Source organism: Marinomonas sp. HM11-D (genome assembly GCF_057626615.1).
In genome coordinates this window covers 281,582-305,184 of record NZ_JBMMKT010000003.1, presented here as the reverse complement: position 1 = coordinate 305,184, position 23,603 = coordinate 281,582, and the positions used below count along the sequence as shown (strand labels likewise).

Here is a 23,603-nt window from a genome sequence, read left to right as displayed (position 1 = left end):
AGTATGAGCCGTGAGTTTGGCTACACGGATGCGGACTTTAATAAAGTCCGCTCAGAGCTTCGGGCTTTAGCTGGGATCAATCTCTCCGACAGTAAAGTTTCTTTAGTTTACAGTCGGCTTGCTCCTCGCGTGCGTAAATTAGGCTTAAAGGAAGTTAAGCAATACCTAAACTACCTAGAAACGCATCCCGATGAGCAAGAGCATTTTATTAACGCGTTGACGACCAATTTGACGTCGTTTTTTCGTGAACCGCATCATTTTGAAATGTTGCAAGAGTTTATTCAGTCGGGTGAGCGTTGTGAGCGCCTTTGGTGTGCCGCGTCGAGTACTGGTGAGGAACCATACTCGATTGCGATGACCCTGGTTAAAGCCTTTGGTCGATTTGATATTTCCAGTCGTTTGATTGCATCGGATATTGATAGTAACGTACTGAGTAAAGCCAGTATGGGTGTCTATCCAATCGATAAAGTTGAGCCGATTGAAAATAAGAAGAATTTCTTCTTACGAGGCAAAGGCGCTAACTTGGGGCACGCCAAAGTCGTCCCTCAGTTACGTAATTTGATTGAATTCAAAAAAGTAAATTTATTAGATAGCAGCTATCCAGTCCAAGCAGGGCTAGATGTTATCTTTTGTCGTAATGTAATGATCTATTTCGACAAGGAAACGCAGGTTCAGATTCTTGAGAAGTTACTTGAGAAGTTGCGCCCAGGCGGATTGTACATCGCAGGCCACTCAGAGAACTTCAACCATTTGGGGCACTTGATTAAACCTGTCGGTCGTACTGCATACAGGAAGTTATAGAGGAGAAGGCGCAGTATGGCAATGAAAGAAGCCGCACAAGAGCATTTAGCAACTAGACGCTACTATGATCGCCAATTTGAAAGCGATGCGATGAAGGTGCTGCCAGGTGAATATTACGCCACATCTGATGACATGATGATCACCACACTGTTGGGGTCCTGTGTCGCGGTGTGCTTATATGATCCGATCTCTAAAGTGGGTGGTATGAACCATTTCTTATTGCCTGAGGGTGACCCAAATGACCTCTTGTCTGCTTCGGGTCGTTATGGTGTTTATGCCATGGAATTGCTGATTAACCACCTGGTAAAGCTGGGTGGGCGTCGTGATCGTTTCCGTGCCAAAATCTTTGGTGGTGGGGCGGTCATTCGTGGCATGGTGCACAACAATGTGGGTAGAAATAACGCCGAGTTTATTCAGACCTATTTAAAGAATGAAGGCATCCCAGTTGATGCCTCGGACTTATTAGATATTTATCCGCGACGAGTAAACTTCTTTCCAGTTTCTGGCCGAGCCATGATGAAGAAACTGAAAAATCATTATGATCATGAGTTAATTGATAACGAACTACGCTACAAGAAAGCGGTGGTTGAAAGTCAGATTGACTCTGGTGATATTGATCTATTCTGATTAAGGTAATTAGTTGTATGTCACACCCACCCATTCGAGTATTGATTGTCGATGATTCGGAAATTATTCGAAGACTGTTAACCGAAGTTCTCAATTCTGATAAAGACATTTCGGTCGTCGGCGCGGCAAGAGATGCTTTTGAGGCTAAAAAGTTGGTTAACCAGCTGATGCCGGACGTGATTACTCTAGATGTGGAAATGCCAGAAGTCGATGGTATTCGCTTCTTAGAAGTTTTAATGAAAGCGAAGCCCACCCCTGTGATTATGATTTCCACACTAACCCGTTCAAAAGCGGACATAACGCTAAAAGCGTTGGAGCTAGGCGCAGTTGATTACATCGCGAAGCCCGTTATTGATGACATCTCCATGTTTCAGCGTTACTCAAGCACGATTATCAATAAGGTCAAAATGGCGGCACGTAGCCATGTCCGACAAGTAAGCCAGCGTGCTCCGGTTAAGCCACTTTCCTCTGTCGGCGTCAATCGTGTGATTGCCATCGGTGCTTCAACCGGTGGCACGGAAGCGATTAATAACGTATTGCAGCAACTGCCCGCGCAAAATTTTGCGGTGGTTATGACACAACATATGCCAGCAGGCTTTACCACTACTTATGCGGATCGCTTAAGTCGCACGACAGACTTTACGGTTATTGAAGCCAAAGGGGGGGAACTGCTTCGACCAGGTTATGCCTACTTAGCTCCTGGTGGCTATCATATGCGCGTGGTGCGCAAAGGTAATCAGCTCTACACCGATGTGTTTAAGGGCGAAAAAGTCAGTGGTCATTGCCCTTCGGTAGATGTCCTATTTGAATCCATTGCCTCTGAAGTGGGGAAATTTGCCTTAGCGGCGTTACTCACCGGTATGGGGAAAGATGGCGCTCAAGGTATGAAAAAAATCCACGATAATGGTGGCTTTACCGTTGCCCAAGACGAGCAAAGTTGCGTCGTGTTTGGTATGCCGCGAGCGGCCATTGCTTTAGATGCTGTGAATGAAGTGGCGGCCCTTGAAGAAGTCGGGGCAACGCTTATCTCAGGATTGAAGCACCATAAAACGGCGTAGTTTTCTTAATATACCCCTGCGATATTTTTATGAATGTAAATAGCTCTCCAAGTGCGCTCTATCGCCAACGGGTGCAAATTGGAGAGATCGAAAATGATGCTTTCCAAGCTGATGCACTGGCTGCATTGGATACTTTATGGCAACAACTGACTGATCAGGCTGAGATTCCCAATAATGCACCGCTCGGTGTTTATTTATGGGGCAGTGTGGGGCGTGGTAAAACCATGCTGATGGATTTGTTTTTCCAATCGCTTCCCGAAGGAGTTGGCCGCCGCCAGCACTTCCATCATTTTATGAGCGCCTTACATCGCGAATTGAATACCACCTTTGGTATCGCTAATCCTTTGAATCATATCGCAGCGCGTATGGCGCGTGAGGTTAAGGTTATCTGTTTCGATGAGTTCTTTGTCTCAGATATCGCTGATGCCATGTTGCTGGGGAATTTAATCCAAGCCTTGTTTGAAGAGGGTTGCTATTTAGTGGCGACGTCAAACATCCCCATTTCTGGTCTGTTCCAAAATCAGCTACAAAAAGACCGCTTTGCACCGACCATCGAGGTGTTAGAGACTCGACTGTTAAGTTTTCACTTCGCTGGACAGAAAGACCATCGCTTCCGTTTGCCTGCCGACCAGTCAGTATTTTTTACCTGTCAGTCTGAGTTTGAGTCACTGATCAGCACTTTATTCGAAGGTGAGCGGAATTCGCAGGGAAGCATTCGAATAAATCATCGAGAGCTGCCTTATCAGCTGCAGTCAGATTCGATGTTATGGTGTGACTTTAAAGATCTGTGCGTCAGTCCTCGGTCAGCCCAAGACTATATCAGCCTTGCGCAACAGTATGACTGTATTGCCATTTCCAATATCCCCGAATTAAGTGGCACACCTTACGAGCATATTAAAGCGCGTGGCACCGAAGACGGGGCGCTAGGCTCAGGTCAAACGGGTGATCGGGAAGTGTCCCTTGGCATTCATGATGATGCAGTCCGACGTTTTATCAGTCTGGTGGACGAATGCTACGATCAGCGTATAAAAATGGTATTTAAGTCTGAGGTTGCATTAACGGATTTATACACCAATGGGATTTTGCTGTTTGAATTCCAACGTACCTTTAGTCGCATCTCTGAAATGCAAACAGCGGCTTACCTTAATTAATAGAGCTAGGATACTGGCTTTCATCTAGCTGGTTATTACTGACTAGCCGGTTAGTTGATTTACATTTGTACTAATGAAAACCGAAAAGGTTTCTTATATTTTAGAACCATGATTTGTAATATTTTGGGCTTAATTTCGATGGTTTTTAAATAGAGCCCTGTCACCGATTAACGTATTGCTGTGTTGGGCAGTAATACGCGACAAGCTGCGAGTGTTTGATGTTACTACTACGATATGTTATTCGCACCGATTTGCGTCGGTTGATTCTTCTGTTGACCGTTGGCAGCGTGTTGGTGACATTGGGGAATAGTTATTTAGCCATCTACAATGTTCAACGTACGTTATTGGTGGAAAACACATTAACGGCTAATCAACGTTATGCTGCAAAGGTGGCTGAGTCAGCGCAAATGATGCTGAACACAGCGCAGCATTCGGTAGCCTTCAGTGCGAGTTTATTAGCGGGCAGTTCTTCTGCTGAGGTTACAGCCGAAGACGAAGTGTTTCGCCTAGTAAATCAAGCGGAAGTGTTTAACTCAGCGGTCGTTGTAAACAATAACGCAGAAGTGGTGGCAGCTTATCCTGAAGGCTCCGTGAGTAAAGGCTATGTGCTGCCTGAAAATACTCGCCAATCGTTTTATGAGCGCAAACCTCTTATCAGTAATCCATTCCATTCTGTCTCGGGCCATACCATTATCAGTATTTCCCATCCTATTTGGGGGGAGCACGGTAATTATTTAGGTTATATCGCTGGCACAATTTATTTAGATGAAAATGGCTCACTATCACGTTTAATGCGTGAGCATTATTTTATGGACCACACCTATCTATATGTGGTCGATCAATACGGCGAGCTGCTATTTCATATTTACCCAGAGCGTGTTGGTGAGAATGTTGCGCAGATGCCTCTGGTGCAGAAGGCCATGTCAGGCTTTGAGGGCAGCGACCAGGGACGCAATTCGAAAGGCATTGATATGCTGGCTGGTTTTGCGCCCGTTCAGGCTGCGAACTGGGGGGTGGTAGTGCAGAAGCCAAGGGAGCAGGTGCTAGCGACTTTGAACGAGCACCTAACCAGAGTGTTCTGGGAAAGCTTACCTCTTGCCGTGCTGACGTTAATCGTGATTTGGTTCTTAGCGATGCTTATCTCTCGGCCACTACGACAGCTGGCGCGCAACGCTGAGAAGGTCAATGACAAGAATGTGCAGCAAAATATTGTTTCAATCCGTTCTTGGTATTATGAAGCGGCGCAATTAAAAATGGCGGTTTTGAATGCTATCGGTATGTTAAACGATAAAATTCATCAACTGGACACTGACAGTCAGACTGACCCGCTTACCAAGTTATATAACCGACGAGGGATGCAGCGTTTACTGGATCAGTTTGAGTCGAATAAAGAGCCTTTTTCAGTATTGGCGTTGGACATTGATCACTTTAAAACGGTCAATGATCGCTATGGCCACGATGCTGGGGATCAGGTGATTCAGCAGTTAGCGTTAGAGATGAAAGCCTTTATTCGTGACGGCGATGTGGCTTGTCGGGTTGGCGGCGAAGAGTTCTTGATTTTTATGCCAAGTACCCGCTGTGAGCGTGCCTTCAATCTTGCCGAGTCTCTTTGCGAGCACATTGCTAGCACGAGCATGCCAAAAGTAAAACGGATTACGGTTTCAATTGGAGTCAGCTGTATTCATGAAGGCGCGACCATGCAGGCAATTGATATTGCTATTAAGCAAGCTGACACCGCCTTGTATGAAGCTAAAAATGCAGGTCGAAATTGTGTGCGTGTGTCTGGCTGCACTTTTAGCAAAGAAACATCTGTAGGTTAGTTGTAGTAACGAGGCTCTGCTTTTCTCGGAATATGGATCAGATGTAGGCCATACTGCTTGGCTTGAGCCACGGCTAATGTACTTGGCGAGGCAAGATGACCTAGGCTGGCGACCTTGGCGCGAACTGCTTTTAAAATCAGTTCTGTACTGCAACGACTGCTCATTAAAATATGGCTATTGGCTAATGGAATCTGCTCGAGCAGCGCTTTTCCAATCAGCTTATCGAGCGCGTTATGACGGCCAATGTCTTCCGCGAAGCATAGAAATTGCCCTTGACCATCCATCAGCATGGCACCATGGATGGCACCAGAAATACCGCCGACTTCTTGATGTCCTGAAAAATGCTGTTTGGCTGCAAGCCATTGTTCAGGACTTAATGAAGGGCTTGGCGTCAGACTATCAAGCTGAGGGAAGCTTTGCTCAATCGCTTCGATGCCACAAAGACCACAGCCGCTGGTGCCTTTTCGTTGACGCATAATGCTTGATGAACGATGTTGAGCTCGGCCAGTCAGTTTAATGTTAGCGTTGATGTGTGTCGGGATGTCTTCTAGTTCGCTGGTTGCATGATCGATTTCAATATCAAGCACCTCATTTGCTTGTACGATGAGGCCTTCGGAATAAGCAAAGCCAATAATAAAGGCTTCGACATCCACTGGCGTGATCATGATAACGGCGTAGTTTAGATCATTAATGCTGATCGCAATGGGAACTTCTTGTACGAGTTCGATCTCAAATTCTCCGCCTTGGCTGGAATAGGATTGCGTTTGAGTACCTAGTTGGTTCATAGAAGATTAATGCCTAACAGGAACGTGGGGATAGTCTTCAATGTATCCTAAAATGAGCCGCTAGAACATGTCTGATTAAGACAGGCAACTGACTCTGATGAATAAGGTAGCGTTACAATGGTATCTTTGAACGTTTTTTGATCGAGCTATATCAAGAACATGTAATGGATAAGATTTCATGATCCTGCTTGACCTGATGGACTGTCATTTTTAATAAGACTCAGGCAAGATGTGACAGTCTTATAACAAACTCAGGTACAGCGCCTGATTATAATGACCTTACATATCTCTCTTTTTGGCAGCAGAGAGCTGCCCTGGAATGAAGTTTACTCTCTATGGTTCAACCGAAAAGGAAACTAAGTTGGCTACCAAGTGGCCCACGACTTTGGGCTCTGGTCTTAGTATCAGTCTTTGTCCTATTTTTAATTGTTTATGAAGGGGCCGTTGAGGACGACCAGCGTGAAGCCAATTTTGAGGCGTTGCCTAACAGTCGCATTGTTCTAAGCCCAATTACGACTCAGATTGCGGACGTACCGCCGCCGCCATCGCTTGACGTATTAGCGCCTGCACCAAGGGCTGCAAAGCGTGAAGGAGAAAAGAGTTCCCTAGTGGATCAGGTGACCCAATCGGTGCCGAAACCGCGTATGGTGGAACATCAAATTAAGTCGGGTGATACGTTAGAAGGCATTTTTCAGAACTATGGCTTTCCTATCGGCACGTTATACAGCATTTTAGAAGCGGACCAGGAGTACTTGGTATTAGAGCCGCTACAAGTAGGGGATCGCCTGCGTTTTGAAACCAATGAAAAGGATGAATTGGTACGTATCTCGCGCCGTATAGACCCAAGTAAAACCATCGCTTATGTACAGGACAAGGGTGGTTTTGTTTATAAAGAAGAGTTGAAGCCAATAAGCTGGAGTCAGTTTACTAAACATGGCACCGTCGATGGCAGCTTCTATTTATCGGCCAAGCGTGCCGGACTGTCTGATGCCAACGTTATGACGGTCAGCGATTTGCTCAAAGGGCGCTTGGATTTTCGTCGTGATATTCGTGCTGGCGATGCATTTGATGTGGTGCTTAAGCAAGGTGATGTCAACGGTGAGACGGTTGGCAGCGAGCAGGTTGAGGCAGTCCGTATTCAGGTGCGTGGTCAGTATTATCAAGCCTTCTTAAATAGCTCTGATGGCCGTTTTTACGATGAAAATGGTAATAGCTTGACGCCTGCATTGCGCCGTTTGCCGACAGCAGCAAGTTACCGTGTCAGCTCTGGCTTTAACCCGAATCGAATGCACCCTGTGACAGGACGTCCTGCGCCGCACAACGGTACTGACTTGGCAACACCAAATGGCACGCAAGTGCTGGCCACAGGGGATGGTGTGGTCACTCGTACTGCGGATCATCGTTACGCGGGCAAATACATCGATATTGATAACATTGGTAAGTACAGCACGCGTTTCTTGCACTTGAGTAAAATCTTGGTGAAACAGGGGCAACGAGTGAAGCGTGGCCAAGTCATTGCGCTGTCGGGTTCAACCGGCCGAGTCACAGGCCCACACTTACACTATGAGCTGCATATTGGTGGCAAGCCAGTCAACCCAATGACGGCTAAAATCCCAACCATGTCTTCGATTCCGAAAGCGGAACGAGGTGAGTTTGATAAGTCGATTGCGGCTTGGACAGCGATGATGAACGCGAAAGAGATGCTGTAAAGCATCTCTGGAGCGAATCGAACGACATAAAAAAACCTGCGTTAAGCAGGTTTTTTTATGTCTGTTGCGTTTTACTCCGTAATGCTGTGCTTTCTCGCACGGGCATCTGAGTGAGCACTACGATGGAATTTATCGTGTGGTTTAGACTTGGAAGAGTCGTCTTCATCGCGAGAGAAGTTTGCACGTTTGAAAGCGCGCACGCGTTGCTCTTCCACTTCGCCATCATCAAGCGCTTTTCTCACCGCACAGCCAGGTTCGTTGGTGTGTGTGCAGTCATTAAAACGGCATTTTTCTGCAAGCTTGGCGACCACTTCAAGTCCAGAGACTGAGCTCATCGCTTCACTCGCTTGTAGCTCACGTAACTCAGGAGAGTCCAGTAGTACTGAGCCATTTGGTAAGCGGAATAATGAGTCTTGCTCGACACTAAAGTGAGTGTTTGCGTCATCTAAGTCGATTAGGCTACGCACTAAGCGTGATTTGCCTGCACCGGGTGCACCAAGGATGGCGACGGTTTTACCTTTCTTAAAGAAGCTCTTCAACGCTTCCACAGGTTCTTCCGACTTAGTGTTAACGGTTTCTATCATCAGGAGAGGGTTGAGGCGTTGAACGCGGTCACGCTTCTCATCCACTTCCGTTGCATCGCACAGGTCTGCTTTGGTCAACACGACAATCGCGTCAGACTCTGCTTCATGTACTAATTCAAGGTAGCGCTTAATCAGTTCGATATTAAAATTGTCATCAAGTGCACTTACAATCAACACCGTATCAATGTTAGAAGCAATTAATTTTTGCTCTTGGTTGAAAAGGGCACTGCGGTCTAGTTTACGGACGAACTGATTATCAGAATTAACGATTACCCAATCACCGATAGTCATATTCGGCTGCGAGGGTTGTATTGCTAAGCTAATGAGACCTTGCTCAGAAAGTAAGGCGTAATTGGACGGTTCAACTCGGCAAACACGTGCAATTTTATGCGCTTCTAGGTCATCCAATGACAACTGCTGTTGGAAATAGGTTTGCCATCCTAGTTCAAACAAAGAGATAGATGCATCCATTAAGATAACTCCAGGTGCAAGAGCACCAACGAACTTGATAAAGAAAAGCCACTAGAATGCAAAAGTCGCTCTTCCCGTGAACAATTGACTATGGTTAAAGAATGTTCGATAACTTCTAGTCAACACGAATCGAGATTAGCACAGTGTTTAATCAGGCAAAATGTATTTTTGGTGTTTTTTACAGCCTTTCTTCTCCAGCATTCAAATGCATGAAAATCGCAAGATCCTCAACAAAGATTTACGAATGAATGGCTTATGGTTATGGTAATAAAGGTGAGACGGACCTTTGTAAACGTATAACTAGTTAAGTTCGCGGACTAGGAGGAGCCATTATGCTGTTGCATACGAATCTGTATTTTGTACTTGCCTTAGTGTTTGTACTGCTGGGGATCACCACCGCTGACTTATATTTTCGCAGTGCTTGGGGCTGGGCAGCCTTGTCATTTTTCGTGGTGAGTCTGGCTTATATATTTAATAACCCTTCTATTTTCAGAAAGCGTGCCGATGGCAGCATTCCTTTTTCTATTCGTTGGACGCTCTGGCCATTCTTATGGGCCACACAATGTTATAACGCCATTGCTCGCAGCCGCGATAAAGTCCCTGCCATTCAAGAAATTGAGCCGGGCCTGTTTTTGGCGCGTCGATTGTTTCCATCGGATATACATTTCTTAAAAAGCCACGATATCTGTGCCGTCTTGGATGTCACGGCTGAGTTCAACTCTCTCAATTGGACTTTATTAGGTGAGGAGATTGATTATCTCAATGTGCCCATTTTGGATCACGCAACACCTTCGGAAGTGCAGGTAAAGCGTGCCCTAAATTGGATTCATACACATCGTAAAGGGGGGCGCAGTGTGATTGTGCATTGTGCTTTAGGTCGAGGACGCTCGGTGTTTATGATGGCCGCCTATTTATTAAGTCAGCATCCTAACAAAACCGTTGCTGGGGTAATTAAACAAATTAAAAGTGTGCGTAAAAGCGTTCACTTAAACAAACGTCAGTTCAATAAACTGACCGTCATGCATCACAAAAGACTGTTAAGAGTTCATAACACGGCATGGTTAATTGCTAACCCTGTGGCAGGGACTCGCCAATGGGCGCAAAGCAAAGAGCAAATCATGGCGCTGCTAGCGCCTTACTACGACATTACCATTCGCACTACGTCAGAAAAGCATAACGGCAGTTATTGGGCACAAAAGGCACTGCGCAAGCATCCTGATGTGATCATTGCTTGTGGTGGTGATGGTACTGTTGCTGAGGTGGCCCAAGAGCTGGTTAATACGCAGGTCAAATTGGGCATCATTCCGTTGGGGACCGCGAATGCCTTGAGCCATGCTTTGTGTGGTGTGGGAGTGAAGATCAACCCAATCCAGACCGCTTGTATGGCGCTGATTGAAGGGGTGGAAAGTCGCATTGATACGGCACTTTGTAATGATGAAGTGATGTTATTACTGTGTGGCGTTGGCTTTGAGCAAAAAATGATCGAGAAAGCCGATCGTGCGAAGAAAAATACCAGCGGTCAGCTGGCCTATTTACAAGGTTTATCTGAAGCCGTAGGGGATAATCAAAGTACGGTTTATAAGGTGCAGATGAACGATCAAGAAGCGATCGAAATCAATACACCCAGCCTGACGATTGCGAATGCGGCGCCCGTGACCACCTTGCTTGCTCAAGGGCGCGGAGCACCAGATCTCACCGATGGTGAGATGGATTTAACTTGGTTGTCTCCTGATCGTCCACAAATTTTGAACCTGTTGGAACTGGTTGGACATGGTTTAACCAATCGTTATGAAGATCACGAGTACGAAGGGGTGCATCATACTACCGCTTATCGCGTTAAATTAGAGGCCAAAGACGGTGGTTTGGTGTCCTATGTATTAGACGGGGAAAACCGAGAAGCGGAACAGCTTTTGGTGGAAGTGATGCCGAAGTCGTTATCGGTGATGGTGCCAGCGAAGTTGGTGCGGACTGTAGAAACACTTGAGGAAGCAGAGGAAGCCCAGCGAAAGGCTTCCCCAGCTCATTGAATCTAATCTGGAATACGAATTTTTAAGGTGCCGACGATCTGACCCTTTTGATCAGACGTTGGCGCATCAAATTCTAACTCGTATTTGCTGCGATTCGGACCAAAGGTACCAATCAGTTTTTCATTCATAATGATTTGGTAGGTTTCGGTGTAAGTTAGATTTAATGGCTCTGATGTGGCATTGCCCATCAAGAAGTTTTCATTTAAGCGAACCACTCTTGATTCACCACGCACCCAGTTGCCGACTAACGGCTGTGCTTTAAATGACTTCTGGTTATCGACTTCCAACGCAGACAAATGAACTTGCAGCTGATCACCTTTTTTCGGCTGATCACGACGTTCCATAACGCGTTTGTCTAATTCCACAATCTGGCCAGTCAAATCACTGGTAAACTCTTGTAGCTCGTTAACCTTGCTCTTCAGCATCGCCACATCATTAGTCGAAGGAATCGATAAACTTGGTTTGCTGATGGTCTGGCCAAGACGAGTTTCCAATTCTTGAATGTTTTGGCGCGCCAGTGTCTGTAAGGACTTGTATTGTGCCAACAGCTCTTGATTCGATAGCTCGGGTTTTGTTGTCTCGTTCTCTTGCGTTGACTGAGTGGCTGAAGGCTGTTCAGCCTTCGTGTTACCCAGTGCACCAACTTCGTTTACAGTAGAGTCAGAGGAAGTCGGTTTTGTCGGAAAGGAACACGCCGCTAACAACAAGGGAAGTAGAACAAAACCAGTACGAAAGATCCTCATAGTCGAAATGTTTCCTAATGTAAATATGATGTGCGCCAAGTATGCGGTAATGGGGCAGGGATGTCGAGTCAGCGAATGCGCAACAAATCGAGGGCCATGTAAAGAACCCTCGATTTAATGGGGATATTTACTGTTGGCGGTTCCAGTTAATGCAATCTTCTAGGGTGACACCTTTGCCACCGAAGATGTCTAGGGCGCTGCCGATGGTCAAATCTACCTGGCCATTAGACAGCTCATGCACTCGCTTTAGATCCTCTAATGAGCGCGCACCACCAGCGTAAGTAACATCGATTGGACAGCCTTGGCCTAACAGTGCTACTAGCTTTTCATCGATACCGGCTTGTAGGCCTTCCACGTCCGCCGCATGAATTAAGAACTCATCACAGTGGTTAGCAAGCTCGACTAAGTTTTCCATGTTCACTTCTGTAGAAGTGATGGTCTGCCAACGGTCCGTAGCGATAAACCAACTATTGCCGACACGACGGCAGCTTAAGTCCAATACTAAGCGCTCGGTACCTGTTTCTCGTTTAATTTGATCTAGACGGTCCCAAGAGAACTCACCGTTTTCAAATAGGTAAGACGTGACGATAACGTGGGACGCACCGGCTTTTAAGTATTCTGCAGCATTTTTAACGGTCACACCGCCGCCGTACTGTAAGCCATTTGGGTAAGCTCGAAGTGCGCTCAGTGCCTCTAATTTGTTCTCGTGGTCTTTGCCAAGCGCAATAACATGACCACCGGTGATCGCATGTTCGCGATACAGGTTGGCGTAATATGCGGCGTCGTAGTCGCTAATAAAGTTCTCTTTAGCGCCAGTGTCATTCAAACTCCCCCCTACAATCTGTTTCACTTTGCCTTGGTGTAGGTCGATGCATGGACGAAATAGTGTCACTGATGGCTCCAGTCTTAAATCAAAAAGGACAGTGATTGTAACGAACTTGTCAAAAGATGCGAAGTAACATTATGAAAGCAGGTCGCCCTGTTACAATAATGGCTCAATAAAGAAGCAATTGAGCGAAGACATGGCGTTAAAAATCTCGAATACCGTAGAAATACCCGATCATGAAATTGAAATGACCGCAATTCGCGCTCAAGGGGCGGGCGGTCAAAACGTCAACAAGGTCTCCAGCGCGATTCATTTGCGTTTTGATATTTTGCAATCGTCTTTGCCGCAAAGAATTAAAGAGCAATTGCTGTCGTTAAACGATAGTCGTATCTCCAAAGACGGTATTTTAGTCATCAAGGCGCAACAGTTTCGTACCCAAGAAGCTAACCGTGAGGATGCCTTGGCGCGCTTGCTGGCGTTAATTCTTGACGCTAATCGGCCACAGAAGGTGCGTCGTCCGACTAAACCCACTAAGAGCTCCCAGCGCAAACGCTTGGATAGCAAAAAACAGCGAGGCGCGATTAAGAGCCAACGGCAAGCAAAGTGGTAACCATAAGGATTTTTTATCGCCCATGGTTATATGAAAAAATAACATATCCCAAAAAGATATAAGCTTATTACTTTTTGTGTTGACTCGTATAAATAATGAGAATCTAATATGCGCCGAAGCACTGCTTATGGTGTTATGCCACTTCGTGTTGAGTGTTATAAACCTGCTTTCTTGTTGTAAAGATTGAGTAAGTTGAACAAGAGTGAAGTCATTAGTGTCATTTATTGATCTATCGCAATGACCCATAAGCCTTGCTAATAAATAATTCACGTGTATGCCAGTCATACATTTCGTGAATGATTTGGTGTTTGTTGGCGACCAAAAGCAATAAGAGCATTGAAGTGCCTCGGAAGAGCCGCCGTTTTCTTACGTTAGACATGGGTTAAGATCATGATTAATGAAGCAGTTGTAGAGCTCTCGCGGTTCCAGTTTGCGCTAACGGCCATGTACCACTTTTTGTTTGTACCTCTGACCCTCGGCCTTTCTTTCCTACTTGCGATTATGGAGTCCGTGTACGTCATCACAGGCAAGCAGGTGTACAAGGACATGGTGCGCTTTTGGGGTAAGTTGTTTGGTATCAACTTCGCCTTAGGTGTTACAACCGGTTTGACCATGGAGTTCCAGTTCGGGACAAACTGGTCTTACTACTCGCATTACGTAGGTGACATCTTCGGTGCGCCCTTGGCAATCGAAGGTTTGATGGCCTTCTTCCTTGAATCAACCTTGGTTGGTTTGTTCTTCTTTGGTTGGGACCGTTTAAGCAAAGTTAAGCACTTAATGGTGACTTGGCTGGTAGCGCTAGGTTCTAACTTGTCTGCACTGTGGATCTTGATCGCCAACGGTTGGATGCAAAACCCAGTCGGTTCTGAGTTCAACTACCAAACCATGCGTATGGAATTGGTGGACTTTGGTGCGTTGCTATTTAACCCAGTGGCGCAGGTGAAATTTGTTCACACGGTTTCAGCGGGTTACGTAACGGGCGCTATCTTTGTATTGGTGATCTCAAGCTACTACCTACTTAAAAATCGTGACTTGGCCTTTGCGCGTCGTTCGTTTGCCATCGCTTCAGCGTTCGGTCTAGCGGCTACTTTGAGCGTTATCATTCTTGGTGACGAGTCAGGTTATGAGTTAGGTGAAGTACAGCGTGTGAAGTTGGCTGCTGTTGAGGCTGAGTGGGAAACACACGAAGCGCCAGCGCCGTTCACCATCATTGGTTTCCCGAATCAAGAGCTTGAAGAAACAGAATATGCGTTGCGTATACCTGGCTTGATGGGCTTGATTGCCACTCGTTCATTAGATGAAGAAGTGGTGGGTATTAAAGAGCTAAAAGAATACCACCGCCAACGCATTATCAACGGTATCTACGCTAATCAGCTACTAGCTGAGCTACGTTCTGGTAACGAAGACCCACAAGTGATCGAAAACTTCGAAAAAGTAAAAGACGATTTGGGTTATGGCTTATTGGTGACAGCCTTTACCGATGACATCAACAACGTCACACCAGAGCAGCTTGATATGGCAGTGGATTACTCAATCCCTAAAGTCGCGCCGCTGTTCTTTGCTTTTCGTATCATGGTGGCAGCTGGCTTCCTGATGTTGGTGACATTCGCTTTTGCTTTCTACCAAAACGCACGTCGTCGTATTGGTCAAAACCGTCTGTTCCTAAAAGCCATTATGTTCACGCTACCGTTGCCATGGATTGCCTGTGAAACAGGTTGGTTTGTTGCCGAATACGGTCGTCAGCCTTGGGCGATTGGTGAAGTACTGCCTGTACACGTGGCGGTATCGAACCTAACAACGGGCCAAATTTGGTTGTCACTTGGTTTAATGACTGCTTTGTACACTGTGTTCTTGATTGCAGAAATGTACTTGATGATTCGTTTCGCGAAGAAAGGTCCTTCAAGTCTGCACACTGGCCGCTATGCGCTAGAAAAAGAAACAGACCAGCTTAAAGCGCAGGAGGTTTAAGATGGATTACGAAATGCTGAAAGTCATCTGGTGGGTATTGGTTGGCGTATTGCTAATCGGTTTCGCCATCACGGACGGCTTTGATATGGGCGTTGGTTCGCTTTTGAACGTCATTTCAAAAGACGATTCAGAGCGCCGTATTATGATCAACTCGATTGCCCCACACTGGGATGGTAACCAAGTATGGTTTATTACAGCAGGTGGTGCCTTGTTTGCGGCTTGGCCAGTAGTATACGCAACCTCGTTCTCAGGCTTTTACATGGCGATGATCCTAACCTTGGCGGCTTTGTTCTTCCGCCCAATCGGTTTTGATTACCGTTCTAAGCTTGACGGTACCAAATGGCGTAAAAACTGGGACTGGGCTATTGGCTTTGGTTCGGCTGTTCCACCAATCATCTTTGGTGTGGCGTTTGGTAACCTACTACAAGGCGTACCATTCCAGTTTGACGAATACCTACGTGTGACCTACACAGGCTCATTCTTCGCATTGCTTAACCCATTTGCGATTCTATGTGGTCTAGTGAGCTTGCTAATGCTAGTGACACAAGGTGGCGCATGGTTGCTATTGAAAACTGAGGGCAACCTATTTGCCAAAGTGCGTAAAGCAACCATGGTGTCAGGTGTGTTAACGGCGGTGTTGTTTGCTCTAGCGGGTGTTTGGTTAGCCTACGGTATTGATGGTTACGTGATCACCAGTGAGTTCGATGGTAACTCTGCTATGACACCACTAATGAAAACAGCCGAAGTTCAAGCGGGTGCTTGGCTAGCCAACTACAGTGTTTTCCCTGCTCTGATTCTGGCTCCGATTGTTGGTATCGGTGGCATGTTGCTAGCGGGGTTGATGGGCGCAGCGGGCCGTGGTGGTATGGCATTCCTACTATCATCACTGGGTATTGCTGGCATCATCATGACTGCGGGTGGCTCTATGTTCCCATTCCTAATGCCGTCTTCTACTTTCCCAAGTATGAGTCTGACTATGTGGGATGCGACATCAAGTGAAACCACTATGATGATCATGTTTGTGGTGGCCTGTATCTTCGTACCGATTGTATTGTCCTACACTGTATGGAGTTACTTTGTGATGTTTGGTCGTTTGACTAAAGAGCACATCGCTAAAAACTCTCACTCACTTTACTAAGATGCAGTGGGGCAGGGTACCTGCCCCAAATTTAAGGAGTCATTATGTGGTATTTTGCTTGGGTGTTGGGTGTTCTACTTGCGTGTTCATTCGGCATCATTAATGCTGTCTGGCTTGAGTTTTCAGGTTACGACGGTGAATCTCCAGAAGATTCAATGTAAGACAATCAAGGCTAATCACCTTATGATTTAAGGCTATTGCGATGCGCAAACGGGTTAAGACGCCAGAACAGCAGTTTCTTTTCGACTTACAGCAGGTGGAAAAAAGACGCTTTCAAGCAGTGAAATGGTTAGGGGTCTTAATCGCGTTAGCGATCGTGGCACAAGCCTTAGGCTTGGCAACAGTATTTGCTGATCTAGTCCTTGAGGGGCAATTGCCTCTCAAGGCCGCCGCCTTAGCGGGTGGTGCTTTCCTGTTAAAGGCTGTGTTGCAGTTCATGCGTGAACAAATGAGTGCCACCGCCAGTCGAAATATCCGCTTTTCACTTCGCAAACGATTAATCGATCATTTGACCCATCTCGGGCCAAAGCGTTTGGGACTGGATGAGGATGCGGGTTTATCTACCCGTGTTTATGAGCAAGTCGATGCCCTAGATGACTATTACAGTCGTTATGTGGGGCAGGTGTTTCTGGTTACCTTTGTACCGCTGACCATTCTGGTGTCAGTGTTGCCGGTCTCTTGGGTTGCCTTTTTTATCTTTGCCCTGACCGCGCCCTTGGTGATCTTCTTTATGATCTTAGTCGGTCATAAGGCTGCCAATGCCAACCGTAAGCAGTTCAAAGTGCTGTCGCTGCTGTCGAATCAGTTTATGGATCTCAATCAAGGCATGGCTGAGCTGAAACGCTTGGAGCAGACGGAAATCGCGCGCGAGCGCTTGTCGCTAACGGCCAGTGAATATCAGAAAACCACCATGGGCGTGCTGCGTTTGGCATTCTTGTCGACCGCGACTCTTGAGTTGTTTTCTTCCGTAGCCATTGCCATGGTCGCTCTCTATTTGGGGCTTGGCTTATTGGAACAATTACCATGGCAAGTGGGCGTGGCACCGGTGAGTCTATTTGCGGCCTTTTATTTACTGTTACTGGCGCCCGAATTTTATTTGCCCCTGCGCCAGCTCGGTAATGACTACCATGCTAAACAAAAAGCAGAAGCCGCAGCGACGCAGATCGCCGAGGTCTTGGCAGTCACGCAATCGGATCAAGAGGATTTAACCAAGGTCGCAGAATCTGCGGCGGCCAAGACGATGGCGACGCCGCTGATTGAGTTTCAATATGTGCATTGGTCAGAAGCAGGTCGTACACGTCTAGCAAATTTGAACGCACAAATTAAAGCGAAAGATCGCGTCTGGCTAAGAGGTCAATCGGGGGTGGGGAAATCCAGTCTGATGGCTATCCTACTGGGTTTCGAGCAGCATTTTCAGGGTAGGTTTTTGATCGAAGGTGAGCCTTTAAAAGTCAATGACTTGCCGGCATGGCGACGACGCTTAGCCTGGTTGCCACAAACACCCGAGTGGGTGCAAGGCACCATCCGTCAAAACTTAGAATTAGGGTTAGGGCACTGTGCTGATGATGCGTTACGTAATGCCTTGATCAAAGCTCAATGTTGGGACTTTGTCGGCAGCTTGCGTTTTGGTTGGGATACCGCCATCAGTGAAGCGGGCACAGGCCTGTCAGGCGGTCAAATGCAGCGTTTGTCGATCGCCCGTGCATTATTAAGTCAAGCCGACATCTGGCTATTGGATGAGCCTTGTTCAAGCTTAGACAGTGAAACCGCCGAGTTGGTGCTGAACACATTGGATGAAGCCAGCTACGGCAAGACGGTGCTAATTATTAGTCATGATACACACCCTGTGATTTGGGTGAATCAGCAATGGCTTATGACAGAGGAAGGTGTGCATGTCGAAGCGCAAACCCCCATCACTTACGTTTAAATCCTTACTACTTGATAACCCGTTTGGTTTGCTAGTCGCTACCTTGATTGGCATTGTCGCCAGCTTAGCGGCGGTCGCCTTATTGGGTATCTCTGGCTGGTTTTTATCGGCGGCAGGTCTTGCTAGCGCAATGGGCACGGCGTTGGTGTTTAACTTTTTTACCCCAGGCGCTTTGGTGCGCTTAATGGCGATCTTACGTACGGCGGGACGTTACGGTGAACAGGTCTTTTCCCATGATCATCTGTTAGGTTTGCTGCGCAGTTTGCGCTTATGGATTTGGGATCAGCGGGTCAAGACATCTCTAAGTTCGGTGTATCGGCAGACTCGTGGTGATCTGTTGCAGCGCTTAGTGGGCGATGTGGACATGATCATCAAATGGCCGTTGGCGGTGATTATGCCTTGGATCTATGGACTATTGGGCTGTATCGCATTGTTGTTGCTGGCACTATCGATAAAGTTAGAGCTAGGCATTCCGGTACTGATTTATGCTGTGCTCCAGTTGTGGGCCATGCTGTGGTTAGCAAATCGCTTGGCCTTGCCTGCAGTATATCGTATGCAGGCGTTGGCAGTGCATCGTCGCAGTCGTTTTATGTCGGTCTTTTCGGCTCTGATTACCTTAACTATTCGTGGCCACTGGCAACATTATGGCGATCGTTTAGCGACCTTGGATGAACGACAAAAGACGCTACAGCAGCGCTTACAGCGTGTCGTATCGTCGCAAAAGTTGATCAGTCATTTGTTCACTGTGAGTTTGATAATTGCCTTGCTGTGGTTAAGTGTGTCTTGGACGGAGCAGGGGGTAACGTTAGACCCTGAGATCAAAGGGGCTTGGCTGGTAGCCTTGATCTTAGCCGCGCTTGGGGTGAATGAATTAATGCAACCCTTGGCCAATGCGGTGCTTTCACAAGGTCAATCCAAAGTGGGCCTGAAACGCTTAAATCAATTGGCTGTGAAGGATGTCGATCAGACGATGGAGGTAGCGCCAGTGCCGAGCGCTGAAGCCATCGAGTTGCAAAAGTTTGTCGGTATTCATGATCCTTTGTCCGCTTTGCGTTTGCCGAAAGTATCGTTTCAGTTACACAGTGGCGAGCGTCTGCGACTGACGGGGGCTAGCGGTGTTGGCAAAAGTACCTGCCTTGCCGCTTTAGCTGGCGATCTTGCTTACCGTGGCACTGTGTTAATAAACGGCCACAGCGTTGCAATCACGGATCATCCGAAGTGGCGCAGTCAGATTGCCTATTTGCCACAACAGTCGGTAATCTTTCAGCAAAGTTTGGCGGCCAATTTGCGTCTTGGTAATCCACAGGCGAGTGATGCCCAGTTAATGGAAGTGCTCAGTTTGTTGGGGCTTAGGGAGTGGGCGGAGGCCTTACCCAATGGCTTGCATACCTTGTTGGGCGCGCAGGGGCGTGATATTTCCGGAGGCCAAGCGCGTCGTCTATGTCTGGCCAGAATACTGCTACGTGGCGCGCCGATTATGATTTTGGATGAGCCATTTGATGGCTTGGACAGCACGAGTATTCAACGGGTCTGCGATGCGTTAGAGCGCTATACCTTTAAACCAAAATTGCTGATTTACGTGAGTCACATCGATACGCCATTGGATCGACGTTCGCGACAGCTGGAATTGAACTAGTGTCAATGGACACAAAAAAGCCCACGGCAAAGCGTGGGCTTTTTACTATCTCGGACGGCTTATTAAGCTGTCGCAGCGTCCTTGGCTTTGCGCAACATGTCTAAAAGTGTGTCTTTTAAGTGAAGGCGGCGCTTTTTGAACTCTTCTTCTTCCATGGTGCTGGCTAGCACGATCTCTTTTTCGATGTTTTCAATTTCGTGAGTTAGGAAGTTGTATTCCTCGAACAGGCGACGGAAGTGCTCGTCACTCATTTTTAGTTCGTGAATCTGATCTTTGTACTCAGGCAGCTCGTTAACTAGACTATGGTTTTCGATTGGCATTGTCATGTTCCTTGTTCGTTCTTTGTAGCTCTAGAGTACGCCTCTTATCCATAAGATAAATTGATTTTGGTCACTTATCGATTAAATGCATATTTTTGACGTTTTCAGGCTACTTGTAGATTAAATGCATAATTTTGCCGTTTTCAGGTAACTATTACCCATTTAAACAATATTAAACTGAATGACTAGTTCATGTATTGAATTGATGTACGGCATTCTCTAAAGGCGAGCATCTGTTTGATTCAAGAGCGCTGACGCAGGCTGAGCAGTATGACCCAGCGTAAAAGCAGATGAGCGATTGAACTGACAGAAATAATAATACGCCAGTACGTATGCATTTTAACTATCTTGCAGGTAACACGTTTATGACTTCTATTGAGCAAATTAAAGCCGCTCGCGAAAGTGCGCTTTCTCTAACTCAAAACGGCGCTCCACAGGCCACTAGCAACCAATTCTTTGGTGTAGGCCCTATCACAGACATGACATTGAACGAAGTTGATGCTCGTCAACTACGTTTCGAATTCGATGCATGGTTAGAAGAGAACTACCCGAAACTGGACGATAAAGGCAACCGTATTGGTAGCTTTACAACGGCTGAAATCGGTCGTGGTATGCACCGTGGTTACCCAGCAGATAAAGTCCTAAACGACATGATGCGTGAAATCCACCGTTACTTCGGCTTCCCTAAAGCGAACAGCATGGCTGTTGGTCTAGGTGGTGGTCACAGTGGTTTCACAGCGGCAGCGCTTCACCTAATGACGGCAAACGATCCTTCTCAAATCGTTTACGTTGACACGCCTAAGCCTGAATCTGTTGAAGGTAAAGCAGGTGGTTTCTTCCGTCAGTCTTGGGGTACTCAGCTAACTGAGCTGCAACGCTACGCAACAAACGGTGACGAAAGCCGTATCATCTTCGCTGAAGGCGAAGGTGCGATCCCAAGCGCTTCTTTCCTACTAGAGAAAGGCGTTAAACTATTCTTCGGTGTAGGCCACGAGACAACTGGTGCGACTACTTACACTGAACAAGAAATCCGTAACCTACTTGAGTGGGTTGATGCGAACCCAGCAGAGCACCACGCGGTAATCGACGCGACGTCTCTTCTAGGCGCTATGCCATGGGCACAAGAGCTAGTTGATGGCGTGTTGACGAAATGTAACATGTTCATGCCATTCCAAAAGGCAATCGGTGGTATCTCTGGTTACTTCATCGTTTCTCTAACTAAGCCTGCGCTTGCTCGCATCAATGCGAACCAAAAAGATCCTTCTTGGGCGATTCCACGTCAGCTTAAAATTGCTGTGCCACGTGACGCTAAAGAGCCTCTATCAAGCGAAAAAACTACTGATCTTGGTCCAATCTACGACGCTGAAAAAGATCAAATGCTGGGTGGTATCATCAACACATTCAGTACGCTTGCTTTTGCTGAAACGACTTTCGCGGTACTACGTAACGAGCGCATGATCGGTGACGTATACACGCTAAACGCACGTTCTAAGGCAAACCGTGATCTAGTAAACCAGTGGATCGACAACAGCGAACTATTTGAACTTGGCGTATCTAACGCTGATTCTCGTGGTGCTGCGGTAACACTTCTAAAAGTGACTGACAAAGATATCACGGATGCTGCCGTACACAATCGTATCATCGTGAAATCTAAGCAAATGCTAGGTTACGAAGGTATTACACACACTGACGGTGCACACGAAAAAGGTCTAGACGTTGCTCGTTACGTGAACGCGTTCCCAGGCTCTCCAGGTGACTACCGTGCTTGGATCGGTGGTATCCGTCCTGCACAAGACATCACTGCACTACTAGACAACATCCAGTACTGCTACCTACGTGCGAAAAACGCTGTACTAGAAGAAATCCTAGCTGAGAAAGGCGAGTCTTTCGAAAGCGCAGTATCTGCATCTTCTTCTGAAGACGTACGTGTTGACGACGCTAACCGCGCCTACAAAGTACTAATCGCTGACCTAGTTGGCATGGTATTCGACGCTGACGGCAACGCTGATTGTTCTGAAGTTGCTGCTTACATCAAGTCTCAAGGCGGTGAGTTCCACTTCGGTTCTGTTGCTGACGCAGGTGAGCTAGAAACTGGTAAAGTACACTTCTTCTACCAGCCAAGCCTAAGCCGTGAAGACGAGCTACTAGCGGAAACTGGCGAAGGTCAATACGACGCTGTGATCGCTGCTGCGACATTCTTCCCAGCTGCATCTAAGTTCGAACTAGGTGGCGTACGTATCGGTGCGGGTACTGGTAACATGGGTTCTGCTAGCTGGGGCGGCGGTAACGGTGAAGGTGGTGTAGCACCACTGATGAACACGCCAAGCTTCAACTCTCGTGCGACTGCACAAGCGGCGATGAAAGCACTTCTTAAAGTTCTTCCAGATCTTCAAGTAAGCGCAATGCACGATCGCGTTGTTGCGGGTGACTTCGACACAGGTAAGAACCTAGCTGAATTTCCAACAACTAAGCTTGAAGGTAAGAAACTTGCTGTTGTTGGTTACGGCAACATCGGTCGTGAAGTAGCGAAACTTGGTGCTGCATTCGGCATGAAGGTTTCTATCTACGCGCGTCCTGCTCACCAGAAATGGATCGAGTCTGAAGGTTTCACTTACGCTGCTAGCATCGTTGAAGCTGCGAAAGACGCTGATGTTCTTAGCCCACACACTGGTCTAGGTGCATTCAACGCTGAAACTGGCAAGTTCGCTAACTCTGACATCATCAACGCAGAAGTATTCTCTGCAATGAACCAAGGTGCAGTACTAGTAAACTACGACCGTGGTGAAGTAGTGGACATCGAAGCTCTTGATGCTGCACTAGCAAGCGGTCAAATCAGCTACGCTGCAATCGACGCTGACCTATTTAAAGATCCAGCGACTGGTGCATTGTCTGGTCCAATGGTTCCATACCGTAACATCTACGAAAAACACGTAGGTAAGATGGAGCTTCTACCACACGCTGCAGCAGACACTGAGCACGTTTCTCGTGTAGAAGGTGCTAAGCAAGCGGTTGACCAAATTCTATCTGTGATCAAGTACCGTAAAGTAGTGAACTTAAAAGGTGATCTACCAGCTGGTTACACTGATGGCGGCGCGAAGACTGTTAACGGTGTGGGCAAAGTAAACTCTAGCTCTGTTGCGAACCTATCTGCTGAGCAGATCAAGCAACTTGCTGACAGTGCGACTCAATTGGCTGCTTACTGGGGCGCGATCAACGCAACTCAAGACGCAGACAAGCGTGCAGCACTAGTTGCTCAATACACTGAAATGATGGTGTTGAACTCAAATATCTACGGTACGCTACTAGCTCAGAACGGTCTACAAGGTCCATTCGGCAACTAATTAGTAGTATCTAGTTACACATAGATATCTCAAGAAGCCGCATCAACGCCGTGACGTGAGT

Annotated in this window: 19 protein-coding genes; 14 read left to right on the top strand and 5 right to left on the bottom strand. The window is 47.0% G+C overall.

Annotation, left to right across the window (positions count from 1 at the left end; translation table 11 throughout):
* Window positions 1-3: 3 nt before the first annotated feature.
* The 5 genes from ACOSVP_RS05945 to ACOSVP_RS05925 all read left to right on the top strand — a co-directional run bounded on the left by ACOSVP_RS05945 (window position 4) and on the right by ACOSVP_RS05925 (window position 5,457).
* The gene (locus tag ACOSVP_RS05945) at window positions 4-801 is read left to right on the top strand and encodes a CheR family methyltransferase (protein ID WP_487346572.1); all 798 of its coding nucleotides are present in this window, start codon (window positions 4-6) and stop codon (window positions 799-801) included.
* Window positions 802-816: 15 nt separating this feature from the next.
* Window positions 817-1,428 carry a chemoreceptor glutamine deamidase CheD gene (gene cheD / locus ACOSVP_RS05940; protein WP_487346571.1) on the top strand — a complete coding sequence of 204 codons (612 nt, stop codon included), beginning with the start codon at window positions 817-819 and terminating at the stop codon, window positions 1,426-1,428.
* 17 nt (window positions 1,429-1,445) lie between these two features.
* Window positions 1,446-2,486, top strand: coding sequence for a protein-glutamate methylesterase/protein-glutamine glutaminase (locus ACOSVP_RS05935; protein WP_487346570.1), 1,041 nt, complete (start codon window positions 1,446-1,448; stop codon window positions 2,484-2,486).
* 29 nt (window positions 2,487-2,515) lie between these two features.
* On the top strand, window positions 2,516-3,637 hold the full coding sequence (gene zapE, locus ACOSVP_RS05930) for a cell division protein ZapE (protein WP_487346569.1): 1,122 nt from the start codon (window positions 2,516-2,518) through the stop codon (window positions 3,635-3,637).
* A 218-nt stretch (window positions 3,638-3,855) separates the two neighbouring features.
* Window positions 3,856-5,457 carry a sensor domain-containing diguanylate cyclase gene (locus ACOSVP_RS05925; protein ID WP_487346568.1) on the top strand — a complete coding sequence of 534 codons (1,602 nt, stop codon included), beginning with the start codon at window positions 3,856-3,858 and terminating at the stop codon, window positions 5,455-5,457.
* Here ACOSVP_RS05925 and ACOSVP_RS05920 read toward each other — a convergent pair.
* The gene (locus tag ACOSVP_RS05920) at window positions 5,454-6,242 is read right to left on the bottom strand and encodes a formate dehydrogenase accessory sulfurtransferase FdhD (protein ID WP_487346567.1); all 789 of its coding nucleotides are present in this window, start codon (window positions 6,240-6,242) and stop codon (window positions 5,454-5,456) included. The two genes, ACOSVP_RS05925 and ACOSVP_RS05920, sit on opposite strands and share 4 nt — an antisense overlap.
* Before the next feature lie 335 nt (window positions 6,243-6,577).
* Here ACOSVP_RS05920 and ACOSVP_RS05915 point away from each other — a divergent pair, with 335 nt between their 5' ends.
* Entirely contained in the window at window positions 6,578-7,951 is a 1,374-nt protein-coding gene (locus tag ACOSVP_RS05915; protein WP_487346566.1) for a peptidoglycan DD-metalloendopeptidase family protein, read from the top strand.
* A gap of 71 nt (window positions 7,952-8,022) precedes the next feature.
* On the opposite strand, the gene rsgA is transcribed toward ACOSVP_RS05915, so the two are convergent.
* A complete protein-coding gene (gene rsgA / locus ACOSVP_RS05910; protein WP_487346565.1) occupies window positions 8,023-9,006 on the bottom strand; it encodes a GTPase RsgA in 984 nt (327 codons plus the stop codon).
* Between the two features lie 332 nt (window positions 9,007-9,338).
* Between rsgA and ACOSVP_RS05905 the strand changes: the two genes are divergently transcribed.
* Window positions 9,339-11,033 carry a diacylglycerol kinase family protein gene (locus ACOSVP_RS05905; RefSeq protein ID WP_487346564.1) on the top strand — a complete coding sequence of 565 codons (1,695 nt, stop codon included), beginning with the start codon at window positions 9,339-9,341 and terminating at the stop codon, window positions 11,031-11,033.
* Between the two features lie 2 nt (window positions 11,034-11,035).
* On the opposite strand, the gene ACOSVP_RS05900 is transcribed toward ACOSVP_RS05905, so the two are convergent.
* Window positions 11,036-11,776: a hypothetical protein gene (locus ACOSVP_RS05900; RefSeq protein ID WP_487346563.1), complete on the bottom strand. Its 741-nt coding sequence runs from the start codon at window positions 11,774-11,776 to the stop codon at window positions 11,036-11,038.
* Between the two features lie 127 nt (window positions 11,777-11,903).
* Window positions 11,904-12,668, bottom strand: coding sequence for a phosphoribosylformimino-5-aminoimidazole carboxamide ribotide isomerase (hisA, locus tag ACOSVP_RS05895; RefSeq protein WP_487346562.1), 765 nt, complete (start codon window positions 12,666-12,668; stop codon window positions 11,904-11,906).
* 130 nt (window positions 12,669-12,798) lie between these two features.
* Here hisA and arfB point away from each other — a divergent pair, with 130 nt between their 5' ends.
* From arfB to ACOSVP_RS05865, 6 genes are all read left to right on the top strand, one after another.
* Window positions 12,799-13,212, top strand: coding sequence for an alternative ribosome rescue aminoacyl-tRNA hydrolase ArfB (arfB, locus tag ACOSVP_RS05890; protein WP_487346561.1), 414 nt, complete (start codon window positions 12,799-12,801; stop codon window positions 13,210-13,212).
* A gap of 390 nt (window positions 13,213-13,602) precedes the next feature.
* On the top strand, window positions 13,603-15,180 hold the full coding sequence (locus tag ACOSVP_RS05885; RefSeq protein ID WP_487346560.1) for a cytochrome ubiquinol oxidase subunit I: 1,578 nt from the start codon (window positions 13,603-13,605) through the stop codon (window positions 15,178-15,180).
* Window position 15,181: 1 nt separating this feature from the next.
* Window positions 15,182-16,318, top strand: coding sequence for a cytochrome d ubiquinol oxidase subunit II (gene cydB, locus ACOSVP_RS05880; RefSeq protein ID WP_487346559.1), 1,137 nt, complete (start codon window positions 15,182-15,184; stop codon window positions 16,316-16,318).
* A gap of 44 nt (window positions 16,319-16,362) precedes the next feature.
* Window positions 16,363-16,479, top strand: coding sequence for a cytochrome bd-I oxidase subunit CydX (gene cydX, locus ACOSVP_RS05875; protein ID WP_055463284.1), 117 nt, complete (start codon window positions 16,363-16,365; stop codon window positions 16,477-16,479).
* A gap of 41 nt (window positions 16,480-16,520) precedes the next feature.
* Window positions 16,521-18,245, top strand: coding sequence for a thiol reductant ABC exporter subunit CydD (cydD, locus tag ACOSVP_RS05870; RefSeq protein WP_487346558.1), 1,725 nt, complete (start codon window positions 16,521-16,523; stop codon window positions 18,243-18,245).
* Complete coding sequence (locus ACOSVP_RS05865; protein WP_487346557.1) at window positions 18,211-19,881, top strand: amino acid ABC transporter ATP-binding/permease protein; 1,671 nt, start codon at window positions 18,211-18,213, stop codon at window positions 19,879-19,881. The genes cydD and ACOSVP_RS05865 overlap by 35 nt, the downstream gene beginning before the upstream one ends.
* 62 nt (window positions 19,882-19,943) lie before the next feature.
* Here the strand turns inward: ACOSVP_RS05865 and ACOSVP_RS05860 are convergent, their stop codons facing one another.
* Window positions 19,944-20,201, bottom strand: a complete 258-nt coding sequence (locus tag ACOSVP_RS05860) for an HP1242/YdcH family protein (protein ID WP_487346556.1) — start codon at window positions 20,199-20,201, stop codon at window positions 19,944-19,946.
* A gap of 365 nt (window positions 20,202-20,566) precedes the next feature.
* On the opposite strand from ACOSVP_RS05860, the gene ACOSVP_RS05855 reads away from it, so the two are divergent.
* On the top strand, window positions 20,567-23,542 hold the full coding sequence (locus ACOSVP_RS05855; RefSeq protein ID WP_487346555.1) for an NAD(P)-dependent oxidoreductase: 2,976 nt from the start codon (window positions 20,567-20,569) through the stop codon (window positions 23,540-23,542).
* Window positions 23,543-23,603 lie beyond the last annotated feature (61 nt).

What these genes read in the sequence shown, in the direction of transcription:
- ACOSVP_RS05945 (WP_487346572.1), top strand. Translation starts at nt 4, where the DNA reads ATGAGCCGTGAGTTTGGCTACACGGATGCGGACTTTAATAAAGTCCGC.
- cheD (WP_487346571.1), top strand. Translation starts at nt 817, where the DNA reads ATGGCAATGAAAGAAGCCGCACAAGAGCATTTAGCAACTAGACGCTAC.
- ACOSVP_RS05935 (WP_487346570.1), top strand. Translation starts at nt 1,446, where the DNA reads ATGTCACACCCACCCATTCGAGTATTGATTGTCGATGATTCGGAAATT.
- zapE (WP_487346569.1), top strand. Translation starts at nt 2,516, where the DNA reads ATGAATGTAAATAGCTCTCCAAGTGCGCTCTATCGCCAACGGGTGCAA.
- ACOSVP_RS05925 (WP_487346568.1), top strand. Translation starts at nt 3,856, where the DNA reads ATGTTACTACTACGATATGTTATTCGCACCGATTTGCGTCGGTTGATT.
- ACOSVP_RS05920 (WP_487346567.1), bottom strand. Translation starts at nt 6,242, where the DNA reads ATGAACCAACTAGGTACTCAAACGCAATCCTATTCCAGCCAAGGCGGA.
- ACOSVP_RS05915 (WP_487346566.1), top strand. Translation starts at nt 6,578, where the DNA reads ATGGTTCAACCGAAAAGGAAACTAAGTTGGCTACCAAGTGGCCCACGA.
- rsgA (WP_487346565.1), bottom strand. Translation starts at nt 9,006, where the DNA reads ATGGATGCATCTATCTCTTTGTTTGAACTAGGATGGCAAACCTATTTC.
- ACOSVP_RS05905 (WP_487346564.1), top strand. Translation starts at nt 9,339, where the DNA reads ATGCTGTTGCATACGAATCTGTATTTTGTACTTGCCTTAGTGTTTGTA.
- ACOSVP_RS05900 (WP_487346563.1), bottom strand. Translation starts at nt 11,776, where the DNA reads ATGAGGATCTTTCGTACTGGTTTTGTTCTACTTCCCTTGTTGTTAGCG.
- arfB (WP_487346561.1), top strand. Translation starts at nt 12,799, where the DNA reads ATGGCGTTAAAAATCTCGAATACCGTAGAAATACCCGATCATGAAATT.
- ACOSVP_RS05885 (WP_487346560.1), top strand. Translation starts at nt 13,603, where the DNA reads ATGATTAATGAAGCAGTTGTAGAGCTCTCGCGGTTCCAGTTTGCGCTA.
- cydB (WP_487346559.1), top strand. Translation starts at nt 15,182, where the DNA reads ATGGATTACGAAATGCTGAAAGTCATCTGGTGGGTATTGGTTGGCGTA.
- cydX (WP_055463284.1), top strand. Translation starts at nt 16,363, where the DNA reads ATGTGGTATTTTGCTTGGGTGTTGGGTGTTCTACTTGCGTGTTCATTC.
- cydD (WP_487346558.1), top strand. Translation starts at nt 16,521, where the DNA reads ATGCGCAAACGGGTTAAGACGCCAGAACAGCAGTTTCTTTTCGACTTA.
- ACOSVP_RS05865 (WP_487346557.1), top strand. Translation starts at nt 18,211, where the DNA reads ATGTCGAAGCGCAAACCCCCATCACTTACGTTTAAATCCTTACTACTT.
- ACOSVP_RS05860 (WP_487346556.1), bottom strand. Translation starts at nt 20,201, where the DNA reads ATGCCAATCGAAAACCATAGTCTAGTTAACGAGCTGCCTGAGTACAAA.
- ACOSVP_RS05855 (WP_487346555.1), top strand. Translation starts at nt 20,567, where the DNA reads ATGACTTCTATTGAGCAAATTAAAGCCGCTCGCGAAAGTGCGCTTTCT.